Consider the following 18939-nt stretch of genomic DNA (forward strand, 5'->3'; position numbering starts at 1 on the left):
TGTTGACCATGCCGACGCCGTCGACATCGACATCAAGTGCCGATACCCCAACAACCGGTACCTGAGAAGAGCGCAAGGCTTGCAGATACGGAATCCCGCCGACGTACACCGATGGGGGCGTGGCCAGCTCATTTCCGGATTCGGGCGCATAAGACTCATACACCGCATCAGAAATCTTGCGCTCCACGTTGGAAGCGACCACGGTATCGCCGATCCAGGCGATACTCACTACACCGGCCAGGCCCAAGGCCCAGGCCGCACGGCGGGCGGTTTTGCGCTTGACGACGATCGATGACACTCCTCATTCATACCGTATTAGGGTAGGGCCATGGCTAATTACGATCGTTTACGTTTCCAGCACACCATTCTTGCCGACGCCAATCGCGCGCAAGCAGACCTTGCCGGTTCCGGCGAACCAGGTGGCGAACACCTTGTTACCGCAACGCGCCGGGCAGCAGAACAGATTCTGCAGGCTGCGGAAGCTGCTGATGGTTTTGCTCCGTTGTCTGAGCAATTTGTTGCCGGACTATCTGACCAGCGTGTCGGGCAGCAGCAGGTACTGGCTTTTCTTGACGACGAGCTGGTGGGATTGGCTGGGCTGGATGATGATAATGCAGAGATGGTGATTGCTCCGAAACACCGCGGGCAGGGCTATGGAACGTGTTTATATGAGCATTTGCAGCAGGTCGTTGGTGCGGGTCTGCAGGTGTGGGCGCACGGGCAGTTGCCGGCTGCGCGCACCATCGCGGAAAAACATCAGCTACAGATTGTTCGGCACCTGCTGGTGATGTCGTTAACCGGTGCGGGGTTGCAGAAATCCGCGGAGCCAGGTGCAGCCCCCGCTGGTTTTGTGGCTGCCGATTACACGGAATCTGTGGACCGCTTCGGTGCGGATCACGTAGAAAACAGTTGGGTAGAGGCTAATAACCAGGCATTTTCCTGGCACCCCGAGCAAGGCGGTTGGGATCGCGACCGCTTGCACCGCTCCATGGAGGCCGAGTGGTTTGACCCGCAGGATGTGATTCTTTTGTGGGACAACGATGTTGCAGTAGGCGTCGACAAGCACCCTGCATTAGCGGGTTTTCACTGGACGAAATGGCACGGTGCTGCTGGTGACGGTGCTGGTAATGCTGCTGGTGAAGGTGCAAAGGATGATGCTTCCGAAAATTCACCAGAAGCTACCGACGAGGCCTATGTAGGTGAGGTTTACGTGATTGCCCTGGCGAGTGCCTACCAAGGCCGCGGTCTGTCTGGCCACCTGTTGCGCCTGGGAATTAAACAGATGGTGAATAAAGGGGCAACGAACGTCATCTTGTATGTCGAAAAAGATAATGAATCTGCGGTGCGCGTGTACGAAAAATCGGGATTCGACATCGCAGAAAACCATGTTGTCTACGCTTCTAACAGCGAAAACAATGCCTAGTACTAGTGCTCGGCAGCACTAGTACTAGCCGCCTGAATTCATCGATTCTGCACCAGCCAGCGCCTGGGCATTGTCCTGTGGATCATCCAACCAGCCCTCTGGTAGCGCCACTTTCGAAGGAGAACCCTGGCGGCCGCGGGCGCCGTCGGCGTCGTCGGCAAGCGCCATAGAATCTGCCCAAGGTGCGAGTTCTTCGGCGAGACCGGCCAGGCTGGATACTTTTGCTAAGCGTGCCCGGACCTCGCCACCGACTGGGTAACCACGCAAATACCAGCCCATATGCTTACGTAGGTCACGGCAGGCCCGCTCTTCGCCTTGGTGTTCGGCGAGCAGTTCCGCGTGGCGCGTGATGATGCCGGTGAGCTCACCCAAAGTCGGCGGGGCCGGGGGTTGCTCACCGCGCAGGTGGGCGGAAAGCTCAGCGAAAAGCCACGGCCGCCCCAGGCACCCGCGGCCAATAACCACGCCGTCGCAGCCAGTGGCTTCCATCATGGCGGAGGCGTCAGACGCTTTGAAAATGTCGCCATTACCCAACACCGGAATTCCGGTGTGCGCGAGGTGTTGTTTCAGCGCCGCGATTTGCTCCCAATCCGCAGTGCCGGAATAACGCTGTGCGGCGGTACGGCCATGCAATGCGACGGCCTGGGCGCCTTCTTCGACTGCGATGCGGCCAGCATCCAAATGGGTGTGGTGCTCGTCGTCAATGCCGATACGGAATTTCACGGTCACCGGGATATCGGTGCCTTCTGTGGCTTTGACCGCAGCTGCCACGATCTGGCTAAACAACCGGCGTTTGTAGGGCAAGGCAGCGCCACCACCGCGCTTGGTCACCTTCGGTACCGGACAACCGAAGTTCATATCAATATGGTCGGCCATATCCTGCTCGACGATCATCTTTGCTGCTTTATAGGTCCATTCCGGATCTACTGTGTACAGCTGCAGCGAACGCGGGGACTCTTCCGGTGCGAATGTTGTCATGTGCAACGTTTTCTCGTTGCGTTCTGCCAACGCACGAGCGGTGACCATTTCACACACATATAAACCGGAGACCGTGCCGGTTTTCCTCACTTCTTGCTCGCGGCAGAGACGTCGGAAAGCAACATTTGTCACCCCAGCCATGGGGGCGAGGACGACGGGAGAAGAAAGCCGGTGGGGGCCAATTGTTAAGCTCACAGGCCCTATTGTCGCTAACTACGCGGAATCCACCAAACGCGAGACAGTAGAAGAGACACCAGCTGTGGGGTGTAAACGCGAAGAAGTTCGTGAAAGTGCGAAGAATGGCACCAAAAATATGAGGTGGACTAGTATTCATCATGAACACAATCACAGTGACCTCCGCTATACTGTGGTGTCAGAAGCGCTACGCAGCAACTGAGTTCTAGGCCTCACTTTTCTGGCCTGGGTATCCACCAGACTGCACAGCGTGCATAGCAACAGAACGAAAGTTCAGAACAAGGAGAGATAACGTGGCTGACCGTATCCTTAACGCATTCTTTAAAGACAAGATCACTTCCGCTGAGAAGGCTGCGGAGCACGTCAACAACGGCGACAAGATCGGTATGTCCGGTTTCACTGGCGCCGGCTACCCAAAGGCCCTGCCTACGGCCATCGCCAACAAAGCCAAGGCAGCCCACGACAAGGGCGAAGAGTTCAAGATCGATCTGTTCACGGGTGCTTCCACCGCTCCAGAGTGCGACGGCGTATTGGCAGAAGCCAATGCAATTAACTACCGAACCCCGTACAACTCTGATCCAAACCTGCGTAACCAGTTCAACGCGGGCGAGGCAAAGTACCAGGATATCCACCTCTCTCACCTGGGCTTGCAGGTAGAGCAGGGCTTCTTTGGGCGTTTCCAGGTCGCCATTATTGAGGCCACCAAGATCACCGAAGACGGCATGATCGTGCCATCGTCTGCTGTTGGTAACAACCTGGAGTGGATTGACAACGCCGACAAGGTCATCATCGAGGTTAACTCCTGGCAGTCCGAAAACCTCGAGGGCATGCACGACATCTACCAGATCCCGCGCAAGCCGAACCGCACCCCAATTCCAATCGTCAACGTCGGCGATCGCATTGGTTCGCCATACATCGAGATCGACAAAGAAAAGGTCGTCGCTGTCGTCGAGACCGATGCCGCGGACCGCAACGCGCCGTTCAGTGAACCAGATGAGATCTCTGAGAAGATTGCAGCGAACTTCCTGAAATTCCTCGAAGGCGAAGTTGAAGCAGGTCGTTTGGAATACGATCAGTTCATCCTGCAATCCGGCGTCGGGAACGTGCCAAATGCCGTGATGGCAGGTCTGCTGGACTCCAAGTTCGAAAACATCACCGCCTACACCGAGGTTATCCAGGACGGCATGCTGGACCTGATCGACGCCGGCAAAATGACCGTTGCCTCGGCAACCTCGTTTGCTCTTTCCCCAGAGTATGCGGAAAAGATGAACGAGCAAGCAGAAAAGTACCGCGAGCACATCATCCTGCGTCCACAGCAGATTTCTAACCACCCAGAGGTAATCCGCCGTATGGGCCTGATTTCCTCGAATGGTGCGATTGAGGCCGACATTTACGGCAACATCAACTCCACCAACGTCATGGGCTCTCGTGTGATGAACGGTATCGGTGGTTCCGGCGACTTCACCCGTAACGCATACATCTCGACGTTCATCTCCCCATCGCAGGCTAAGGGCGGCGCAATCTCTGCGATTGTTCCATTCGCTTCGCACATCGACCATACCGAGCACGACACCATGGTCTTCATCACCGAGTACGGCTACGCCGACCTGCGTGGCCTGACCCCACGTGACCGTGCCGAAAAGATGATCGCGATCGCGCACCCGGATTACCGCGATGAGCTGCAGGCTTACTTCGACCGTGCCATGAAGCAGCAGCACGTCCACACCCCGGTTGACCTGGAGACCGCCTTCAACTTCCAGCGCAACTTCGAAGAATACGGCGATATGCGCGGCAAGCAGGACTAGTTTCTGGCACTCGCATGTCATCCCAGCCGGTGCAGTTTCTGCACTTGGCTGGGGTGACAGTTCCTAGCCTGGCGTGACAGCCTGATACCCCAGCTGGTGCAGTTTCCGCACTTGGCTGGGGTGATTTTTATTTATGTTTGGTGTGTATTAGCATAGTGAGCTGTTGGGCCTTTAGCTCAGTTGGTAGAGCTGCGGACTTTTAATCCGAAGGTCGCGGGTTCGACCCCCGCAGGGCCCACAAACAGGTAAACCCCTGGCCAAGAAATTGGCCAGGGGTTTTGCTGTATCTGCTTTGCTCTTGAGTTCAGGGGGTCGTTATCTTTCTGAGCGAAGCTGGGGTGAAAGAGGGGGAAGTAGGTTAAGTAGCAAAAAGAGGATGCGGACGGAATCTTGGAGGATTTTCCGCATCCCCAAATATGTTTGCTCGGAGCGTCGGCAGATGGTGCATTTTTGCAAATAGTGAACGAAAAAGGCCACTTTCAGCGGGCCTATTTGCAAAAAAGACACAATAGACATGATCACCGGCGATGGGCTAAGCGGTTGCACGCAAGGTAGCACTCGCGATGGGCTACACAGTAGCACCAGCGGTAGCATCCACGCCGGCACCAGCGGTAGAAGTGAATCCACGCAAGCGCAGGCTGTTGCTAACCACGAACACGCTCGATAGCGCCATTGCCGCACCGGCCAGCATCGGGTTCAACAGTCCCAGAGCGGCCAACGGAATGGCGGCGGTGTTGTAGGCAAAAGCCCAGAACAAATTGCCTTTGATGGTGCCCAGCGTGCGACGAGACAAGCGAATAGCGTCGGTGGCTGCCCGCAGATCACCACGCACCAGCGTGATATCGGCGGATTCCATTGCCACATCGGTGCCGGTCCCCATCGCCATGCCCAAATCGGCTTGCGCTAGGGCAGGAGCATCGTTAATGCCGTCGCCAACCATCGCGACCTTATAGCCCCGATCCTGGTAATCCGCGATCACCGCGACCTTGTCTTCCGGCATAACTTCGGCGCGCACGTGCTCGATGCCAACTTCCGCCGCGACGGTTTCTGCCACCGCCTGGTTATCGCCGGTCAGCAGCATCGTTTCAATGCCAAGTTCATGGAATTGCTGAATTGCTGCAGCGCTGGTGGTCTTGACTTGGTCGGCCACCATCAGCACGGCGGCGGGGGTGCCGTCGACAAGCACCACGAGCGCAGTGTGACCTTGGGTCTGCGCGCTCAGAAACGGTTGCTGCAGCGCGCCCAGATCTGCGTTGTCCGCCAAGCTGGGCTTGCCGACGGCCACCCGGCGGCCTTCCACCACGCCGCGCACACCAGCGCTGCGGATGGACTCAAAATCGCTGACCTCGCTCAGTGTGCCGTCGGCGCGTTGGTTCGTGGCTGCCCGGGCGATTGCGCGGCCAATCGGATGCTCAGATTCGTGTTCCAGGCTGCCGGCCAAGTGCACCACTTCGTCGCGGTCGAAGCCTTCGGCGGTGACAACGTCGGCAAGTTCCATCACGCCGGTGGTCACAGTGCCGGTTTTATCCAGGATCACGCGATCAATTCCACGGGAATGCTCGAGCACCTCTGGGCCTTTGATTAGCACGCCCATCTGCGCGCCGCGTCCGGTGCCCACCAGCAGGGCAGTAGGGGTGGCCAGGCCCAATGCGCACGGGCAGGCGATGATCAGCACGGCTACCGCGGCGGTAAATGCGGCGGCCCAGTCACCGTCGATGAGCAGCCAGGCGATGAGCGTGAGCAGGGAAACGGCAATGACGATGGGGACGAAAACCCCGGAGATTTTATCGGCCAGCCGTTGGGCAGAAGCCTTGCCTGATTGTGCGTCTTCCACCATCTGGGCCATCTGCGCTAGCTGGGTATCCTTGCCTACCTTCGTGGCTTGTACCACCAACTTGCCGCCACCGACGTTGATCGTGGCGCCAGCGACGGCATCATCTGGACCGGCTTCCACGGGGACGGATTCTCCACTGAGCATCGAGGTGTCAATGGTGCTGTGGCCGGAGACGATCACCCCATCGGTGGCTATCTTTTCGCCATCACGGACGACGAATTCATCGCCAACGGTCAGCTCATTGATGTTGATGGTGGTCTCTGCACCATCGCGCAGAACGGTGACTTCACTGGCACCCAGATCCAGTAATGCCCGCAAAGCGGAGCCGGCTGTGCGCTTCGAGCGTTTCTCAAAGTACCGACCCAGCAGGATGAACGTGATTACGCCAGCGGCGACTTCGAGGTAAATGTGGCTCAGGCCGTCGCCACGCGAGACCGTGAAATCAAAGCCGTGGCGCATGCCAGGATCGCCCGCAGAACCAAAAAACAGCGCGACCATCGACCACACCAGTGCCGATGATGTTCCCAGCGAGATCAGCGTATCCATGGTTACGCTGCCGTGTCGCAGGTTCTGCCAAGTAGCCCTATGGAACGGCCATCCCGCCCACACTACGACTGGCAAAGTCAACGCCAGTGACACCCAGCCCCAGTAATCAAACTGCCACGCCGGAACCATCGCCAAAGCAATCACCGGTACCGCCAGTACTGCGGAAACGATGAGTCGGCGTCGTAAAGAATCCAGTTCGGCCTCGGCCATCGCATCCTGCGGGGCCTGTGTGCCTGCTGTGGTGGACTCTGGGGTGAGCTCTGCGCCATAGCCGGTCTTTTCGACGGTGGCGATGAGCGCATCAGCATCCAGCGCATCCGTGTCGCCGGTGATGGTGGCTTTTTCTGTGGCGTAGTTGACCTCGGCATGCACGCCGTCGTGCTTGTTTAGCTTCTTTTCGACGCGTGCGGCACAGGAGGCGCACGTCATCCCGGAAATATTCAGCTCAATGGTGGAAGAAGCAGTGCTTGATGCTGGAATAGGCGAGGAGGTTGACCTTGGGGTGGGCATTGTAGAAAGCGCTCCTTTATGCGGTGGGTTAGGCGCGTTCGGCGGTGTAACCAGCTTCGTCGACGGCTGCGATGATGTCTTCGTCGCTGGCTTGGTTTTCGGCTTTGGCGGAGTTGTTACCGGCGTTGTTGTCAGTGGCGTTGTTGTAGAAGACGGTAAGAGTGCCTTCTTGTGCGCTGACTGTTAGTCCGGCTACGCCAGGGACTTGGGAGACTTCCTCGTGCACGGCGTTTTCGCAATGCGCGCAGGTCATTCCGGTGACGCGGAAAGTGGTGCTGGGGTTGGACATAAGTAGGTTCCTTTCTGATGGCGAATATGTGTGTCTGATTGCGAATATTCGTGTGCAGACCTTTTCGGATTTGTCTTACCGGCCCCAGTTTATACCCCTAGGGGGTATACGGCAAGGGTGTGTGGTGGTCTAGATTTCTATGTATGTCAGAATCACGCCGCGCACCGCGGACTTCAATTCACAAGCGCCCAGCGACGCTAGTTCTTGCGCTGAGCCTGAGCTTCGGCCTTGGGGTCGGGGTTAGTGCACACCCAGTTGCTGCTCATGCGCAATCATCCTTGCCCGCGTTCGGCTCCTCGAACGGAAGTAGCGGAAATAACGGCAACAACCAAGGTAGCCGCCCTGCGCCCAAGCCAGCGCCACAACCAGAGCGGCCGGGACAACAACCTGGTGTGCCCGGTGCGCCCGGCCAACCTGGACGACCTGGCCAGCCCGGTGCGCCCCGACAAGATTTCAACGTCACCATGCTGGGCGACCTGCTGGGCGTCGGCAAGTCTGATGCCGCTGGTTTCTATTCCGGTGATCTGGGAATCATGCGCGAAATTACCCCGGGTAAGAAATTTGCGGTGGTTTTCGGTGATTCCTTCCGTGGTCAACGCTTCGGTGAAGGTGAGTGGCTCAGCCCGGTTGGTGTTGTGGCCCAGAAAACCCACGACGGGCGCATCGAGATCCTGGAGCCACTGAACGACGGGCCGAAAGTCCAACAGCTGGTCAAGTATTCGCACGGCGAAAATCGACTGACCGTGATTCCTTCGGATCTACTCAATCTCGACAGCACCCTGTATATGCAGGGCATGTGGAACAAGCCTTTTGGCAATGTCACGCACACGCAGGTGTGGAAGTCACTCGATCAGGGTGCGACGTGGCAATCTGTCGGCACGATCGACGGTGGCTATAAAGGCGGATTGCTGCAGCTGTTGTCCTGGGAACAAGGCCCGGATGGCTGGGTTTATCAGGTGTCGACGAAATTTGGCCGTAAGCACGACGTCTACCTCAGCCGTATGCAGCCCCGCGACCTAGCGAATCCGCGGGCCTGGCAGCACTACAACCCGCGCACGGGGCAGTGGGAGTCTGCGTCGACAAGCGTCTTGCACCCTGTGCTCAGCGAGCCTGTGCAGGCCGGAGAGATGTCGCTGCGCTATATCCAAGGCCACTGGGTGCTGGCGATGTTTAACGAGGAAACCTTGGCTGTGGAAGTCCGGATTTCTCGCGAGCTGGCTACGGACTGGAACCGCGTGCCGGTAGCGACCATCGTGCGCAACGGGCCATGGGATCAGCCGCAGGGGCCGAATAATTTCTCGCAACCTTATGGCGGCTTCATCACCCCGGGTTCAACCCTGGACAACCTTGATTTGGTGATCTCGCAATGGAACACCTCGGACAATTCACGTTATAACTCCACGCAGTTCAACGTGCGTGGCCTCGACAAGTTCTTCGGCATTGCGGGTGCCGAGACAGTTCAGCCGCGTGCGTTGCGTTCAGCGCCGGTACCAAGCCCGGATGTCGCGCCGTTTGATGCTGAAGTTCTGGATGTCACCGAGGTAGCTCCAGACGACAACGCGGTACCGCAACTGACGCCTGATGAGGCCACCAGGATCGTTGAGCTTGACGACGCCGAAGCTGCCGCACTGCTGGATTAGTTAACTCTTCACAATCTTACGGATGGCCTTCATGGCCTCGTCCAGCGTGGCTTCTGCCTGTGGCCCAGATTGGGTCGCGGCATCGGCTACGCAGGAGTGAATGTGGTCATTGAGTAGGTCCAGAGAAATATTTTCTAGGGCTGAGGTGATCGCGGAGATTTGCGTGATGATGTCGATGCAGTATTGGTCTTCGTCGATCATGCGCTGGATCCCGCGGGTTTGCCCTTCGATGCGGCGTAAACGGGACAAGTAGCGGGATTTGTCTGCGCTGTACCCGTGTTCATGGTGGGTGCATGGGCATGGGTCGTCAGCGTGCTCGGGTGGCTGTTGCGCGTTTTGTGTGTCCATTGTCTTGGCGAGTGTCTTGGCGAGTTTTTGTGGAGTATCCGCGGCGCTCATAACCGTAGAATACTGGCAGATAACTAGTGCATACAAACGGCGAAAAACAGTGTTTCTCCTGCGGTTTTGTCAAATGCTAAGAAGTGTATTAGTGTATAGCAAGTCGCCGACACCAAGGAAACAAGGTGTTGAACACGCTAGCCCCCATCGTCTAGCGGCCTAGGACACTGCCCTTTCACGGCAGCGGCACGGGTTCGAATCCCGTTGGGGGTACAAAGAGCTTTCCTAATCTCTTTCACACTAAGGCCCTGTGGCGCAGTTGGTTAGCGCGCCGCCCTGTCACGGCGGAGGTCGCGGGTTCAAGTCCCGTCAGGGTCGCCAAACAAAATCTCGAGGCATCGTTGAAAAACGGTGGCTCGAGATTTTTCTTTAACAACTTGTCAGCAAGCTTAAGTCCGAGGCTTATGTCCGAGCCCATATTCAAGCTCAGATTCATGCTTAGGCCCAACAGACGCCCAGCTTGTCACTTAAATCGTCGAAAATACGGCGAGCCACCCCCAGGTTTTTCGCTATCGGGCGTTGCCTGCCTGGGCGGCGCCTCTCGTTGTAATACTCACCGGATTCAAAATGAATACCTGGAGTTCCAGCCAAATAAAAAGCCAGGTTATCGCCGCCCACAGAGGGTGCGCTGAGGGCTTTCGCCAAAACGCTGGAATACACCCGAGAGATTACGCCGGATGAAGTCTGTGCAAACGACGTTGCCAGTGCTCCAGGGTGAAAAGACACCGCAGTCAGTCCGTGCGAGTCGAGATAGCGCGTGAGCAAGATATCGCCGAGTTTCGCGTTACCGTAAGCGCGGGACGAGCTGAAGTGTTGGAAAGTGTTCGGATCGTCTGGCCGGAAATAAGACATCAGCAAATGTGCCACTGAAGCAGTTTGAACGACGGTGGCATCGTCGGCACGGAGTTTATCCTGCAAGAGGGAAGTCAGCAGGAAAGGGGCAACGACGTTGATCTGCCAAGTCCGTTCAAAACCATCAGCTGTGGTTACGGGCCCGTCAAAAATCCCACCGGCATTATTGGCCAAGGCGTGAATATGGTCTAGCTGGTTGAGTTCGTCGGCAAGCTCCCGAACTTCGGTGAGGGAAGAAAAATCAGCGGTGAAATGCTCTGCACCTAAGGCATTGGCGACGTTGCGTGTCTTTTCTGGACTACGCCCGACGATGACGAGTCGGTCTTCCGAGCGGGCGTTGTGTAGCGTGTGCGCGGCTGCGGCGCCGATTCCATCTGATGCTCCGGTGATCACGATGGTGCGCGGTGCAGAGCCGCTTGATGAAGAGCCGTAGCGCGCCGAGTTATGGTGTGCAGAGCCGCTTGGTACAGGATTTTCGGTAGGCATAAGGTGAGTCTAGCGGTGGTTCTGGTATGTAGGTTTTATGCCACTTGTAGTGCGGATTTGCTCAGTTGCATAGGAAAAAGGTAGTCTTAACCATCGTGCGCAACGGAGACTGCACAGTCAGGGTTCGGAGTCACGCAAAGTTAATAAGGCCCTGTGGCGCAGTTGGTTAGCGCGCCGCCCTGTCACGGCGGAGGTCGCGGGTTCAAGTCCCGTCAGGGTCGCTCAGGAAAATGCTGGGTGTTTGCGGAAACGTAAATCCTAAGATTGTTTTCCTTGGCCAGATAGCTCAGTCGGTAGAGCATCCGCCTGAAAAGTGGAAGGTCAGCGGTTCGATCCCGCTTCTGGCCACATCTAGCCCGTCAGAATGTTTGCACAAACATGCTGGCGGGTTTTGTGTATTTGTTACGCACTCACCGTGCATGCTCGTTTCCGATTTATACGACAAAAGTGGGGATATCGGGATATATGAGGGTTATACGGCAAAGGTGTGTCTGGGGTTGTTATCCCGTGTCGGGGAGCCGGAATTTTGTGCGATTTTTACAAATAGTGAACGAAAAAGGCCTCTTTTAGCGACCCTATTTGTAAAAATCGCACATTAGATCGGACTCCCGGGGTTTGTTGCATAACCCTGCATTTGTCACGCCCTCACCGTGCATGCTCGTTTCCCGCGTTTTCCCACCGTTTTATCCATGTTTTCCCAACGTCTTGTCCACCGTTTTGTGCATCTTCGGTAGAGGAATCCTGGCATACTAGAGCTCATAGTGCTTCCGTTTTAAGAACCACGAGGTCCACGGAAACTATTTGATCCAAGGAGATAGTTTATGACTGCACATAACCAGCAAATCACCAATAACACTGCAGAATCCCGTTTTGAAATAACCGTCGACGGAAAATTGGCAGGGTTTGCTGATTACCAAGACAAAGGCAATGTCCGAAATTTCAACCACACCGAGGTTTTCGAAGAATTCCGGGGCCAGGGCCTGTCTAAACCACTGATCAAGTTTAGCCTGGACCACGCCCGAGAGAACGATCTGCAGATTCTTCCAACGTGCTCTGCGTATGAGAAATTCCTGCAGAAAAACGAGGAATATCAAGATCTTGTCGCAGAGAACTAACTTTGCGCCTAACTGCGCGGCATAATTTGCGACCAACTGTTCGGCCTGATTCGCGCCCAGCTGCGCGGAATAGGCCGCACAAAAGCCCGGGTATTTGAAGTGCTCCCACTAGTCAGAAACTGATTGCTCAGTCCAACTTTCGGGGGTCAGTTCAAATACCCGGGCTTTAATCATGTATGCAAGGTAGCAAGGTTTAGACGCTGCGCAACCGCATGTTCAAGCAATATCCCCGCATGGTGGGGGCGGGGTGGTGAGGCTCGAAATCTTAGATGTAGTAATCCGGATCGCGGAGCTTCTCGCACTCTTCTTTCTTCCGTGGGCGCGCCACAGCAGGAATTCCCACGGCAATGCAATCCGCGGGAACGTCCTTGGTTACTACTGCGTTGCCGCCGACGGAAGAGTTCTTCCCGATGGTCACTGGACCCAACACTTTGGCTCCGGCACCAATCACCACGTTGTCTTCCAGCGTTGGGTGACGTTTAGTTTGTGTGAGCACCTGGCCACCTAATGTGACACCGTGGTACAGCATCACGCCATCGCCGATCTCGGCGGTTTCGCCAATGACGATGCCCATGCCGTGGTCAATGAAAAAACGCCGACCGATTTTTGCACCGGGGTGAATTTCAATACCGGTGAAAAAGCGATTCAGCTGTGCCAGGATTCGGGCCGGCCCTTTCCAGTTGTGCTGCCACAACCAGTGGGAAACCCGATGCGCCCAGATCGCGTGCAGGCCGGAATAAACGAGTGCATTTTCCAGTGAGCCACGCGCAGCGGGGTCATGCTCGCGGGCATTCTGGAGATCTTCGCGGATGCGGGACACGATCTGGAACATAGACAAGAGCCTAACAGGGACTAGTCGCGAATGTCTTCGTACAACAAGGTGGAAACGTAGCGCTCACCGAAGTCCGGAATGATCACGACGATGTTCTTGCCTTCGTTTTCTTCCCGAGCTGCAACTTCCAGGGCAGCTTTGATGTTGGCGCCGGTGGAGATTCCTCCCAGGATGCCGTCGTCAACAGCCAACTTACGGGAAGCCTTGACGGCATCTTCGTTGCTGACAGTAATGACTTCATCCAGTACAGAGCGGTTCAGAATTTCTGGGATGAAGTTTGCACCCAGGCCCTGGATCTTGTGTGGGCCAGCTTTGCCCTCGGTCAACAGTGGGGAAGCAGCTGGCTCAACGGCGATAGCCTTGAGATCTGGGTTCTTTTCCTTCAGGTACTTGCCTGCACCGGAGATGGTGCCACCAGTACCAATACCAGCGACGAAGATGTCGACGTTGCCGTCGGTGTCTTCCCAGATTTCTGGGCCGGTGGTCTTGTAGTGAACCTGGGCGTTGGCCTGGTTAGCGAACTGGCGGGCCAGGATGGCGTTGTCTTCGGTCTCGGCGATCTCGTTAGCCTTGTCGACGGCGCCCTGCATACCCGCCGCACCTGGGGTCAGGACGATTTCTGCACCGTAGGCGCGCAGCAAAACGCGACGCTCGTTGGACATGGTTTCTGGCATGGTGAGCACAACCTTGTAGCCACGGGCCGCGCCCACCAGTGCCAGGGCGATTCCGGTGTTGCCGGAGGTCGCCTCAATGATGGTGCCGCCTGGCTTCAGTTCGCCAGACTCCTCGGCTGCATCGACAATTGCGCGACCAATGCGGTCCTTCACCGAGTTTGCTGGGTTGAAGGATTCCACCTTGGCGTAGACGTTAGCCTTCAGGCCCTTGACGGATTCGTTCAAACGAACCAGTGGGGTTCCACCGATGGTATCCAGAATGTTGTCGTATACCTTACCCATTTATTCTTTAGCTCCTTTGCGGCTGCAGAGGCGGTACATGAGCATGCATGCCACCCTGCAGTGAGTTGGGGTTAACTTTCTGCGCACTACTATACATAAAAAACCAGACAGAGCAGTCTTTATATTCTAGACCGCTAAGTCGGGTCAGGTGGGGAATTTTGCTGACGAAATTTCAGATGTTCGGCCGCAATAGTTTCAGATGTTTGGCCGCAATAGTTTCAGATGTTTGGCCACGATATCGGTGGGGTGAACGGGGTTAGGTATTACCCCCGTTTTCACGCTACAGTGAGGTCAAGCGGTTTTGGAAACACCCAAATGGGTACACCCAGATGAGGAGACTTCATGGATTCCCACCTAATCAAAGATGACGATGAGGCTGTCCGCTCAGCACTCACTGCGTTGAAAAACGCCACCAGCATCCCCGTCACTATGTATGCCACCTTGTTGCCTGATAACCGCTTGCAAATTACCCAGTGGGTGGGCCTGCGTACTCCTGCCTTGCAAAACATCATCATGGAGGCAGGTACTGGCGTGGGGGGCAGAGTGGTCAGCACGCGTCGTCCAGTCGGTGTTTCTGATTACACGCGCGCAAATATTATTAGCCACGAAAACGACCGCGTGATGCAGGACGAAGGCCTACATTCTCTTTTGGCCGTTCCTGTGATCGTGCGTAGAGAAATTCGTGGCGTACTTTACGTCGGTGTGCATTCCCCGGTGCGGTTGGGCGATAAGGTCATCGAAGAAGTCACCATGACCGCACGGTGCCTGGAACAAGACATTGCGGTTAATTCCGCGCTGCGGCAAATCGAAGCCTCTGTTCCGGCGACGCCGCGTTCCAACCGCAGCATGAATGGTGCTGAATGGGAACAAGTTCGTTCGACACACTCTAAGCTGCGCATGCTGGCTAACCGGGTGAATGATGAGCACGTGCGCAAAGAGCTGGAGGTCTTATGCGAGCAAATGGTCTCGCCCGTACGCGTCAAGCAGTCCACGCGTCTATCCGCCCGCGAACTTGATGTGCTTTCTTGTGTTGCCTTAGGGCATACCAACGTGGAGGCAGCGGAAGAAATGGGCATTGGCGCAGAAACCGTGAAGTCTTATCTGCGCTCTGTTATGCGCAAGCTCGGTGCGCACACCAGGTATGAGGCCGTTAACGCTGCCCGGCGCATCGGCGCGTTGCCGTAACTGCTCGAGAAATCGGTAGTCTTTAACATTGTGAAGGATATATTTTTAGTCACCGGTGGGGCACGCTTGCAGGGTTCAGTCAAAGTCGACGGAGCCAAAAACAGCGTGCTGAAATTGATGGCCGCGGCGTTGTTGGCAGAAGGAACTACCACGCTGCACAATTGCCCAGAAATCCTCGATGTTCCCCTGATGCAAAATGTGCTGCAGGGGTTGGGCTGTGCTGTGGAGATCGACGGGCCAACCGTACGCATCACTACACCAAGTAGTGATCGGCTTTCTTCAAATGCGGACTTTGAAGCAGTCCGCCAATTCCGAGCTTCTGTGTGCGTGTTGGGGCCACTAACTGCGCGCTGTGGGCGTGCTGTCGTGGCTTTGCCCGGCGGTGATGCGATCGGTTCCCGTCCGCTGGATATGCACCAGTCTGGTTTGGAAAAAATGGGTGCGACTACCCGTATCCAGCACGGCGCTGTGGTGGCAGAAGCGGACAACTTGCACGGCGCAGAGATCAAGCTGGATTTCCCGTCGGTAGGGGCCACGGAGAATATTTTGACTGCCGCGGTGCTGACTGAGGGCGTGACGACGCTGCATAATGCCGCCCGGGAACCAGAAATCGTCGACCTGTGCGAGATGCTCAATGACATGGGGGCCCAGGTGGAAGGAGCCGGAACTTCCACAATCGTTATCACCGGCGTCGACAAGCTGCATCCAACCGAACACCACGTGATTGGCGATCGGATTGTAGCTGGCACCTGGGCTTATGCTGCCGCGATGACGCAGGGGGATATTACTGTCGGTGGCATTGCCCCCAAGCACCTGCACTTGCCACTGGAAAAACTGCGCAGTGCCGGGGCAGAAATTGAATCGTATGAAAACGGCTTCCGTGTGCGCATGGAACAACGCCCGGTTGCTGTTGACTACCAAACCCTGCCGTTTCCGGGATTCCCGACGGACCTGCAACCGATGGCCATTGGGATTTCTGCGCTTGCCGACGGCATGTCTGTGATTACGGAAAATGTGTTTGAGGCGCGTTTCCGTTTCGTAGACGAAATGCAGCGCCTAGGTGCCGATGCACAAGTTGACGGCCACCACGTCGTATTGCGGGGTATTGATGAGCTGTCGTCGACAAGCGTTTGGTCCTCCGATATTCGTGCTGGTGCCGGCTTGGTGTTGGCGGCCTTGCGTGCCGACGGCGTAACTACGGTTCATGACGTGCACCATATTGATCGCGGGTACCCGAACTTTGTGGAAAACCTGCAACGTTTGGGTGCCACCATCGAACGCTCTGTCGCTTAGGAGCAGCTACTAGTCCTAGCCCTTGGGGCGGGAAGCCTTGCCCGGGTGTGAACCCTATCGGGTAGTCTGCTTGGAGTAATCGCACAGTAGATTTCGCCGAAACTTTCCGGAAAGGTTCGCACCCACATGACGGCTTATGACAATGGCCCACAGCGCGGCTCAGGTACTGGTAAACACGCCACTGGCAAACATGCCGTTGCCGCACAAGATTCGCCGCAAGCTGTTCCGGCGGCTCGCGCACACCGGTTGTCGAAAAAATATGGCTCTGGTGACACAGAAGTCGTCGCGCTTGATTCCGTCGATGTGATCTTCGAACGCGGAAAATTTACCGCGATCATGGGGCCTTCCGGCTCCGGCAAATCCACGCTCATGCACTGCATGGCTGGGCTGGATGCGGCTTCTGCTGGGCATTCCTTCATCGGCGATACAGATCTTTCGCAGTTGGGCGATAAAGGTATCACCGAGCTGCGTCGTGATCGCCTTGGTTTTATTTTCCAATCCTTTAACCTGGTGCCAACGCTGACTGCAGCCGAAAACATCACGCTGCCTCTCAACATCGCAGGTAAAGATGTAGATCAGGCGTGGTTCGACGAGGTCACCGGGCGCCTGGGCCTGGCGAAACGTTTGGGCCACCGCCCCGCAGAACTTTCTGGTGGCCAACAGCAGCGCGTGGCTTGTGCTCGCGCTTTGGTTTCGCGCCCGGAGATCATTTTTGGTGATGAACCGACCGGTAACTTGGATTCCAATTCCTCGGCAGAGGTGCTGGACATTTTGCGCACTGCCGTTGATAACGACGACCAAACCGTGGTGATTGTCACCCACGACGCACGCGCGGCCTCGTATGCCGACCGCGTGATCTTCCTGAAAGACGGCACAATCGTCGATGAGCTACACGGCGCCAGCATGGACGATATTTTGCAGACCATGGCGGGAATTGAGGGCTAAATATGGCGAAGCGAACTTCCATGCGCACCATCGCCGTGCGCAATATCGTCTCGCATAAATTGCGCCTGGCACTGACGGTACTGTCAGTGATGCTGGGTACCGCATTTATTTCTGGCGCGTTCATGTTTACCAACTCGCTGTCGTCGACCTTTGAGGCAGCCGTGGGCAGCGCCTATGAGGACGTCGACGCAGCAGTCGGTCCGGCAGAAGGCCTGCCCATCATCGATGGAGAGACCGTGCAAGCGATTACCGACGATGAATCGGTGCGCGCGGTCAACCTGACCGAATCTACCAACGTGGTAGTCGCCAATGAGAACCTGGAGGCTTACCAGGTAGGTGGTGGTACTTCCACGCTGCAGATGTATTACCCGCCGGAAGACAAGGTGGGGGACGCTGACGAGATCATTGACGGCACAGCACCGCACGGTGAAGGCGAGGTCATCGTCAACGATACCGCTGCAGAAGAGCAAGGCATCAGCGTCGGCGAGAAGATCATTTTGGTCACTCCAGAAGAGCGCTACGAAGTCACCGTCAGCGGAATCTACACCCCAGCCCTGGAACAAGGATTGGGTTCGTTGTCGGTGTTGATGGAAGCCGGCTCCTACCAGAACCTGTTTAACCCAGACGGTCTTGCTAGCCAGATGGCTGTCGCGGCACATGACGGCACCACTGCTGAGCAACTGGTGAACCACCTCAACGAAACGTATCCACAGGTAGAAGCCCAAACCGGGCAGGCGCTTGCCGACGAATTGACGGAGCAAATCAGCAACGCGCTCAGTTTTGTCAATTACTTCTTGGTTGCCTTCGGCCTGATTGGTCTGCTGGTGGGGACGTTCATCATCGCCAATACCTTCTCTATGATCGTGGCGCAGCGCATCAAAGAATTCGCACTACTGCGTTCTATCGGTGCGTCTCAGCGCCAGATCACCGGATCAGTGGTGGTGGAAGCGTTGGTCGTTGGCCTGCTGGGTTCGGCTCTTGGTGTGGTTGCCGGTATTGGTTTGGTTGCGGTCATCCGCGCGGTATTTTCTGCACGCGGCATGTCCTTCGATGGTGGAGGGCTGGGATTGTCACTGACCGCCATCGTCCTACCGATAATCCTGGGCGTCGTGGTCACCATCGCTTCTGCCTGGGCACCGGCGCGCCGGGCCGGGCAGGTGAAACCGGTAGAAGCTATGCGTTCGACGGAGTCCGCTGCAGGTGCCCCACTGACCGTGCGCACCATCATCGGCACTGTGATCATCGTGGCTGGTGTACTGGCCGCAGGCCTGGCGATGCTGCTGGACGATTCTGGAACCACCCTGCGCGCCAGCTTGGTTGGCATTGGTGCCTTCTTGGTAGTCGTCGGCTATTTCATGGCCGGTCCAGCATTCAGCATGGGCATCGTGCCAGTTTTGGGCCGGGTCATCGGAGCCCCGTTTGGTTCCATGGGGCGGTTGGCTTCCACGAATGCGCGCCGTTCGCCACGTCGTACCGCTGCCACGGCATTCGCGTTGACCCTGGGAATGATGCTGGTAACCGGCATTGGCATGCTGGGTGCGACCATGAAAAACAGCATTGGTGACATGCTGGAAGATACGGTCACCGCAGATTTCTTGGCTACCGGGCCACAGGATGGGTCTTTCCCAGTACCTCAAGCGGTTCCGGGGGCTTTGG

General features: G+C 56.6%; 15 protein-coding genes, 5 tRNA genes and 1 pseudogene. 13 read left to right on the top strand and 8 right to left on the bottom strand.

The features are described from left to right. Positions 1 to 298: pseudogene (locus tag A5774_RS01665) on the bottom strand (DUF2993 domain-containing protein); the annotation flags it as partial. Positions 299 to 328: 30 nt separating this feature from the next. Here A5774_RS01665 and mshD point away from each other — a divergent pair. Further along, positions 329 to 1423, top strand: coding sequence for a mycothiol synthase (gene mshD / locus A5774_RS01670; protein WP_082936054.1), 1095 nt, complete (start codon positions 329 to 331; stop codon positions 1421 to 1423). A gap of 24 nt (positions 1424 to 1447) precedes the next feature. Here the strand turns inward: mshD and dusB are convergent, their stop codons facing one another. Beyond that, entirely contained in the window at positions 1448 to 2596 is a 1149-nt protein-coding gene (gene dusB / locus A5774_RS01675; RefSeq protein ID WP_064833134.1) for a tRNA dihydrouridine synthase DusB, read from the bottom strand. A gap of 293 nt (positions 2597 to 2889) precedes the next feature. Between dusB and A5774_RS01680 the strand changes: the two genes are divergently transcribed. Together A5774_RS01680 and A5774_RS01685 are read left to right on the top strand one after the other, a co-directional pair. Beyond that, positions 2890 to 4401 (top strand): acetyl-CoA hydrolase/transferase family protein, encoded by a 1512-nt coding sequence (locus tag A5774_RS01680; protein ID WP_021354028.1) that lies wholly within the window; start codon positions 2890 to 2892, stop codon positions 4399 to 4401. A gap of 165 nt (positions 4402 to 4566) precedes the next feature. Further along, positions 4567 to 4639, top strand: a tRNA-Lys gene (locus A5774_RS01685). A 330-nt stretch (positions 4640 to 4969) separates the two neighbouring features. On the opposite strand, the gene A5774_RS01690 is transcribed toward A5774_RS01685, so the two are convergent. Together A5774_RS01690 and A5774_RS01695 are read right to left on the bottom strand one after the other, a co-directional pair. Beyond that, positions 4970 to 7291: a cation-translocating P-type ATPase gene (locus A5774_RS01690; protein ID WP_064833135.1), complete on the bottom strand. Its 2322-nt coding sequence runs from the start codon at positions 7289 to 7291 to the stop codon at positions 4970 to 4972. A 28-nt stretch (positions 7292 to 7319) separates the two neighbouring features. After that, on the bottom strand, positions 7320 to 7580 hold the full coding sequence (locus A5774_RS01695) for a heavy-metal-associated domain-containing protein (protein WP_021354030.1): 261 nt from the start codon (positions 7578 to 7580) through the stop codon (positions 7320 to 7322). A 143-nt stretch (positions 7581 to 7723) separates the two neighbouring features. Here A5774_RS01695 and A5774_RS01700 point away from each other — a divergent pair, with 143 nt between their 5' ends. Continuing rightward, complete coding sequence (locus A5774_RS01700; RefSeq protein WP_082936055.1) at positions 7724 to 9220, top strand: DUF4185 domain-containing protein; 1497 nt, start codon at positions 7724 to 7726, stop codon at positions 9218 to 9220. Here the strand turns inward: A5774_RS01700 and A5774_RS01705 are convergent, their stop codons facing one another. Then, on the bottom strand, positions 9221 to 9619 hold the full coding sequence (locus A5774_RS01705; RefSeq protein WP_023018352.1) for a metal-sensitive transcriptional regulator: 399 nt from the start codon (positions 9617 to 9619) through the stop codon (positions 9221 to 9223). Between the two features lie 140 nt (positions 9620 to 9759). Here A5774_RS01705 and A5774_RS01710 point away from each other — a divergent pair. Beyond that, positions 9760 to 9832, top strand: a tRNA-Glu gene (locus A5774_RS01710). Positions 9833 to 9863: 31 nt separating this feature from the next. After that, positions 9864 to 9940, top strand: a tRNA-Asp gene (locus A5774_RS01715). A 117-nt stretch (positions 9941 to 10057) separates the two neighbouring features. Here A5774_RS01715 and A5774_RS01720 read toward each other — a convergent pair. Further along, on the bottom strand, positions 10058 to 10957 hold the full coding sequence (locus A5774_RS01720; RefSeq protein WP_082936056.1) for an SDR family NAD(P)-dependent oxidoreductase: 900 nt from the start codon (positions 10955 to 10957) through the stop codon (positions 10058 to 10060). Positions 10958 to 11104: 147 nt separating this feature from the next. Between A5774_RS01720 and A5774_RS01725 the strand changes: the two genes are divergently transcribed. The 3 genes from A5774_RS01725 (at position 11105) to A5774_RS01735 (ending at position 12072) form a co-directional block, all read left to right on the top strand. Then, positions 11105 to 11178: transfer RNA gene (locus A5774_RS01725), tRNA-Asp, on the top strand. Between the two features lie 54 nt (positions 11179 to 11232). Next, a tRNA-Phe gene (locus A5774_RS01730) sits at positions 11233 to 11305 on the top strand. Between the two features lie 473 nt (positions 11306 to 11778). Further along, a complete protein-coding gene (locus A5774_RS01735) occupies positions 11779 to 12072 on the top strand; it encodes a GNAT family N-acetyltransferase (protein ID WP_021354034.1) in 294 nt (97 codons plus the stop codon). A gap of 265 nt (positions 12073 to 12337) precedes the next feature. Here the strand turns inward: A5774_RS01735 and epsC are convergent, their stop codons facing one another. Continuing rightward, entirely contained in the window at positions 12338 to 12904 is a 567-nt protein-coding gene (gene epsC / locus A5774_RS01740; RefSeq protein WP_021354035.1) for a serine O-acetyltransferase EpsC, read from the bottom strand. A gap of 20 nt (positions 12905 to 12924) precedes the next feature. Continuing rightward, entirely contained in the window at positions 12925 to 13860 is a 936-nt protein-coding gene (gene cysK, locus A5774_RS01745; protein ID WP_027018056.1) for a cysteine synthase A, read from the bottom strand. Positions 13861 to 14202: 342 nt separating this feature from the next. Between cysK and ramA the strand changes: the two genes are divergently transcribed. From ramA to A5774_RS01765, 4 genes are all read left to right on the top strand, one after another. Next, complete coding sequence (gene ramA, locus A5774_RS01750) at positions 14203 to 15045, top strand: acetate metabolism transcriptional regulator RamA (RefSeq protein ID WP_021354037.1); 843 nt, start codon at positions 14203 to 14205, stop codon at positions 15043 to 15045. A 30-nt stretch (positions 15046 to 15075) separates the two neighbouring features. Further along, a complete protein-coding gene (gene murA, locus A5774_RS01755) occupies positions 15076 to 16338 on the top strand; it encodes a UDP-N-acetylglucosamine 1-carboxyvinyltransferase (RefSeq protein ID WP_064833136.1) in 1263 nt (420 codons plus the stop codon). A gap of 126 nt (positions 16339 to 16464) precedes the next feature. Continuing rightward, positions 16465 to 17283 carry an ABC transporter ATP-binding protein gene (locus A5774_RS01760; protein ID WP_023018349.1) on the top strand — a complete coding sequence of 273 codons (819 nt, stop codon included), beginning with the start codon at positions 16465 to 16467 and terminating at the stop codon, positions 17281 to 17283. 2 nt (positions 17284 to 17285) lie between these two features. Then, on the top strand, positions 17286 to 18939 hold a 1654-nt coding region (locus A5774_RS01765), incomplete at its 3' end, for an ABC transporter permease (RefSeq protein ID WP_231892310.1).

This window comes from Corynebacterium sp. EPI-003-04-2554_SCH2473622 (genome assembly GCF_001665955.1).
In the GTDB taxonomy this organism is placed as follows: Bacteria; Actinomycetota; Actinomycetes; order Mycobacteriales; family Mycobacteriaceae; genus Corynebacterium; species Corynebacterium pseudodiphtheriticum.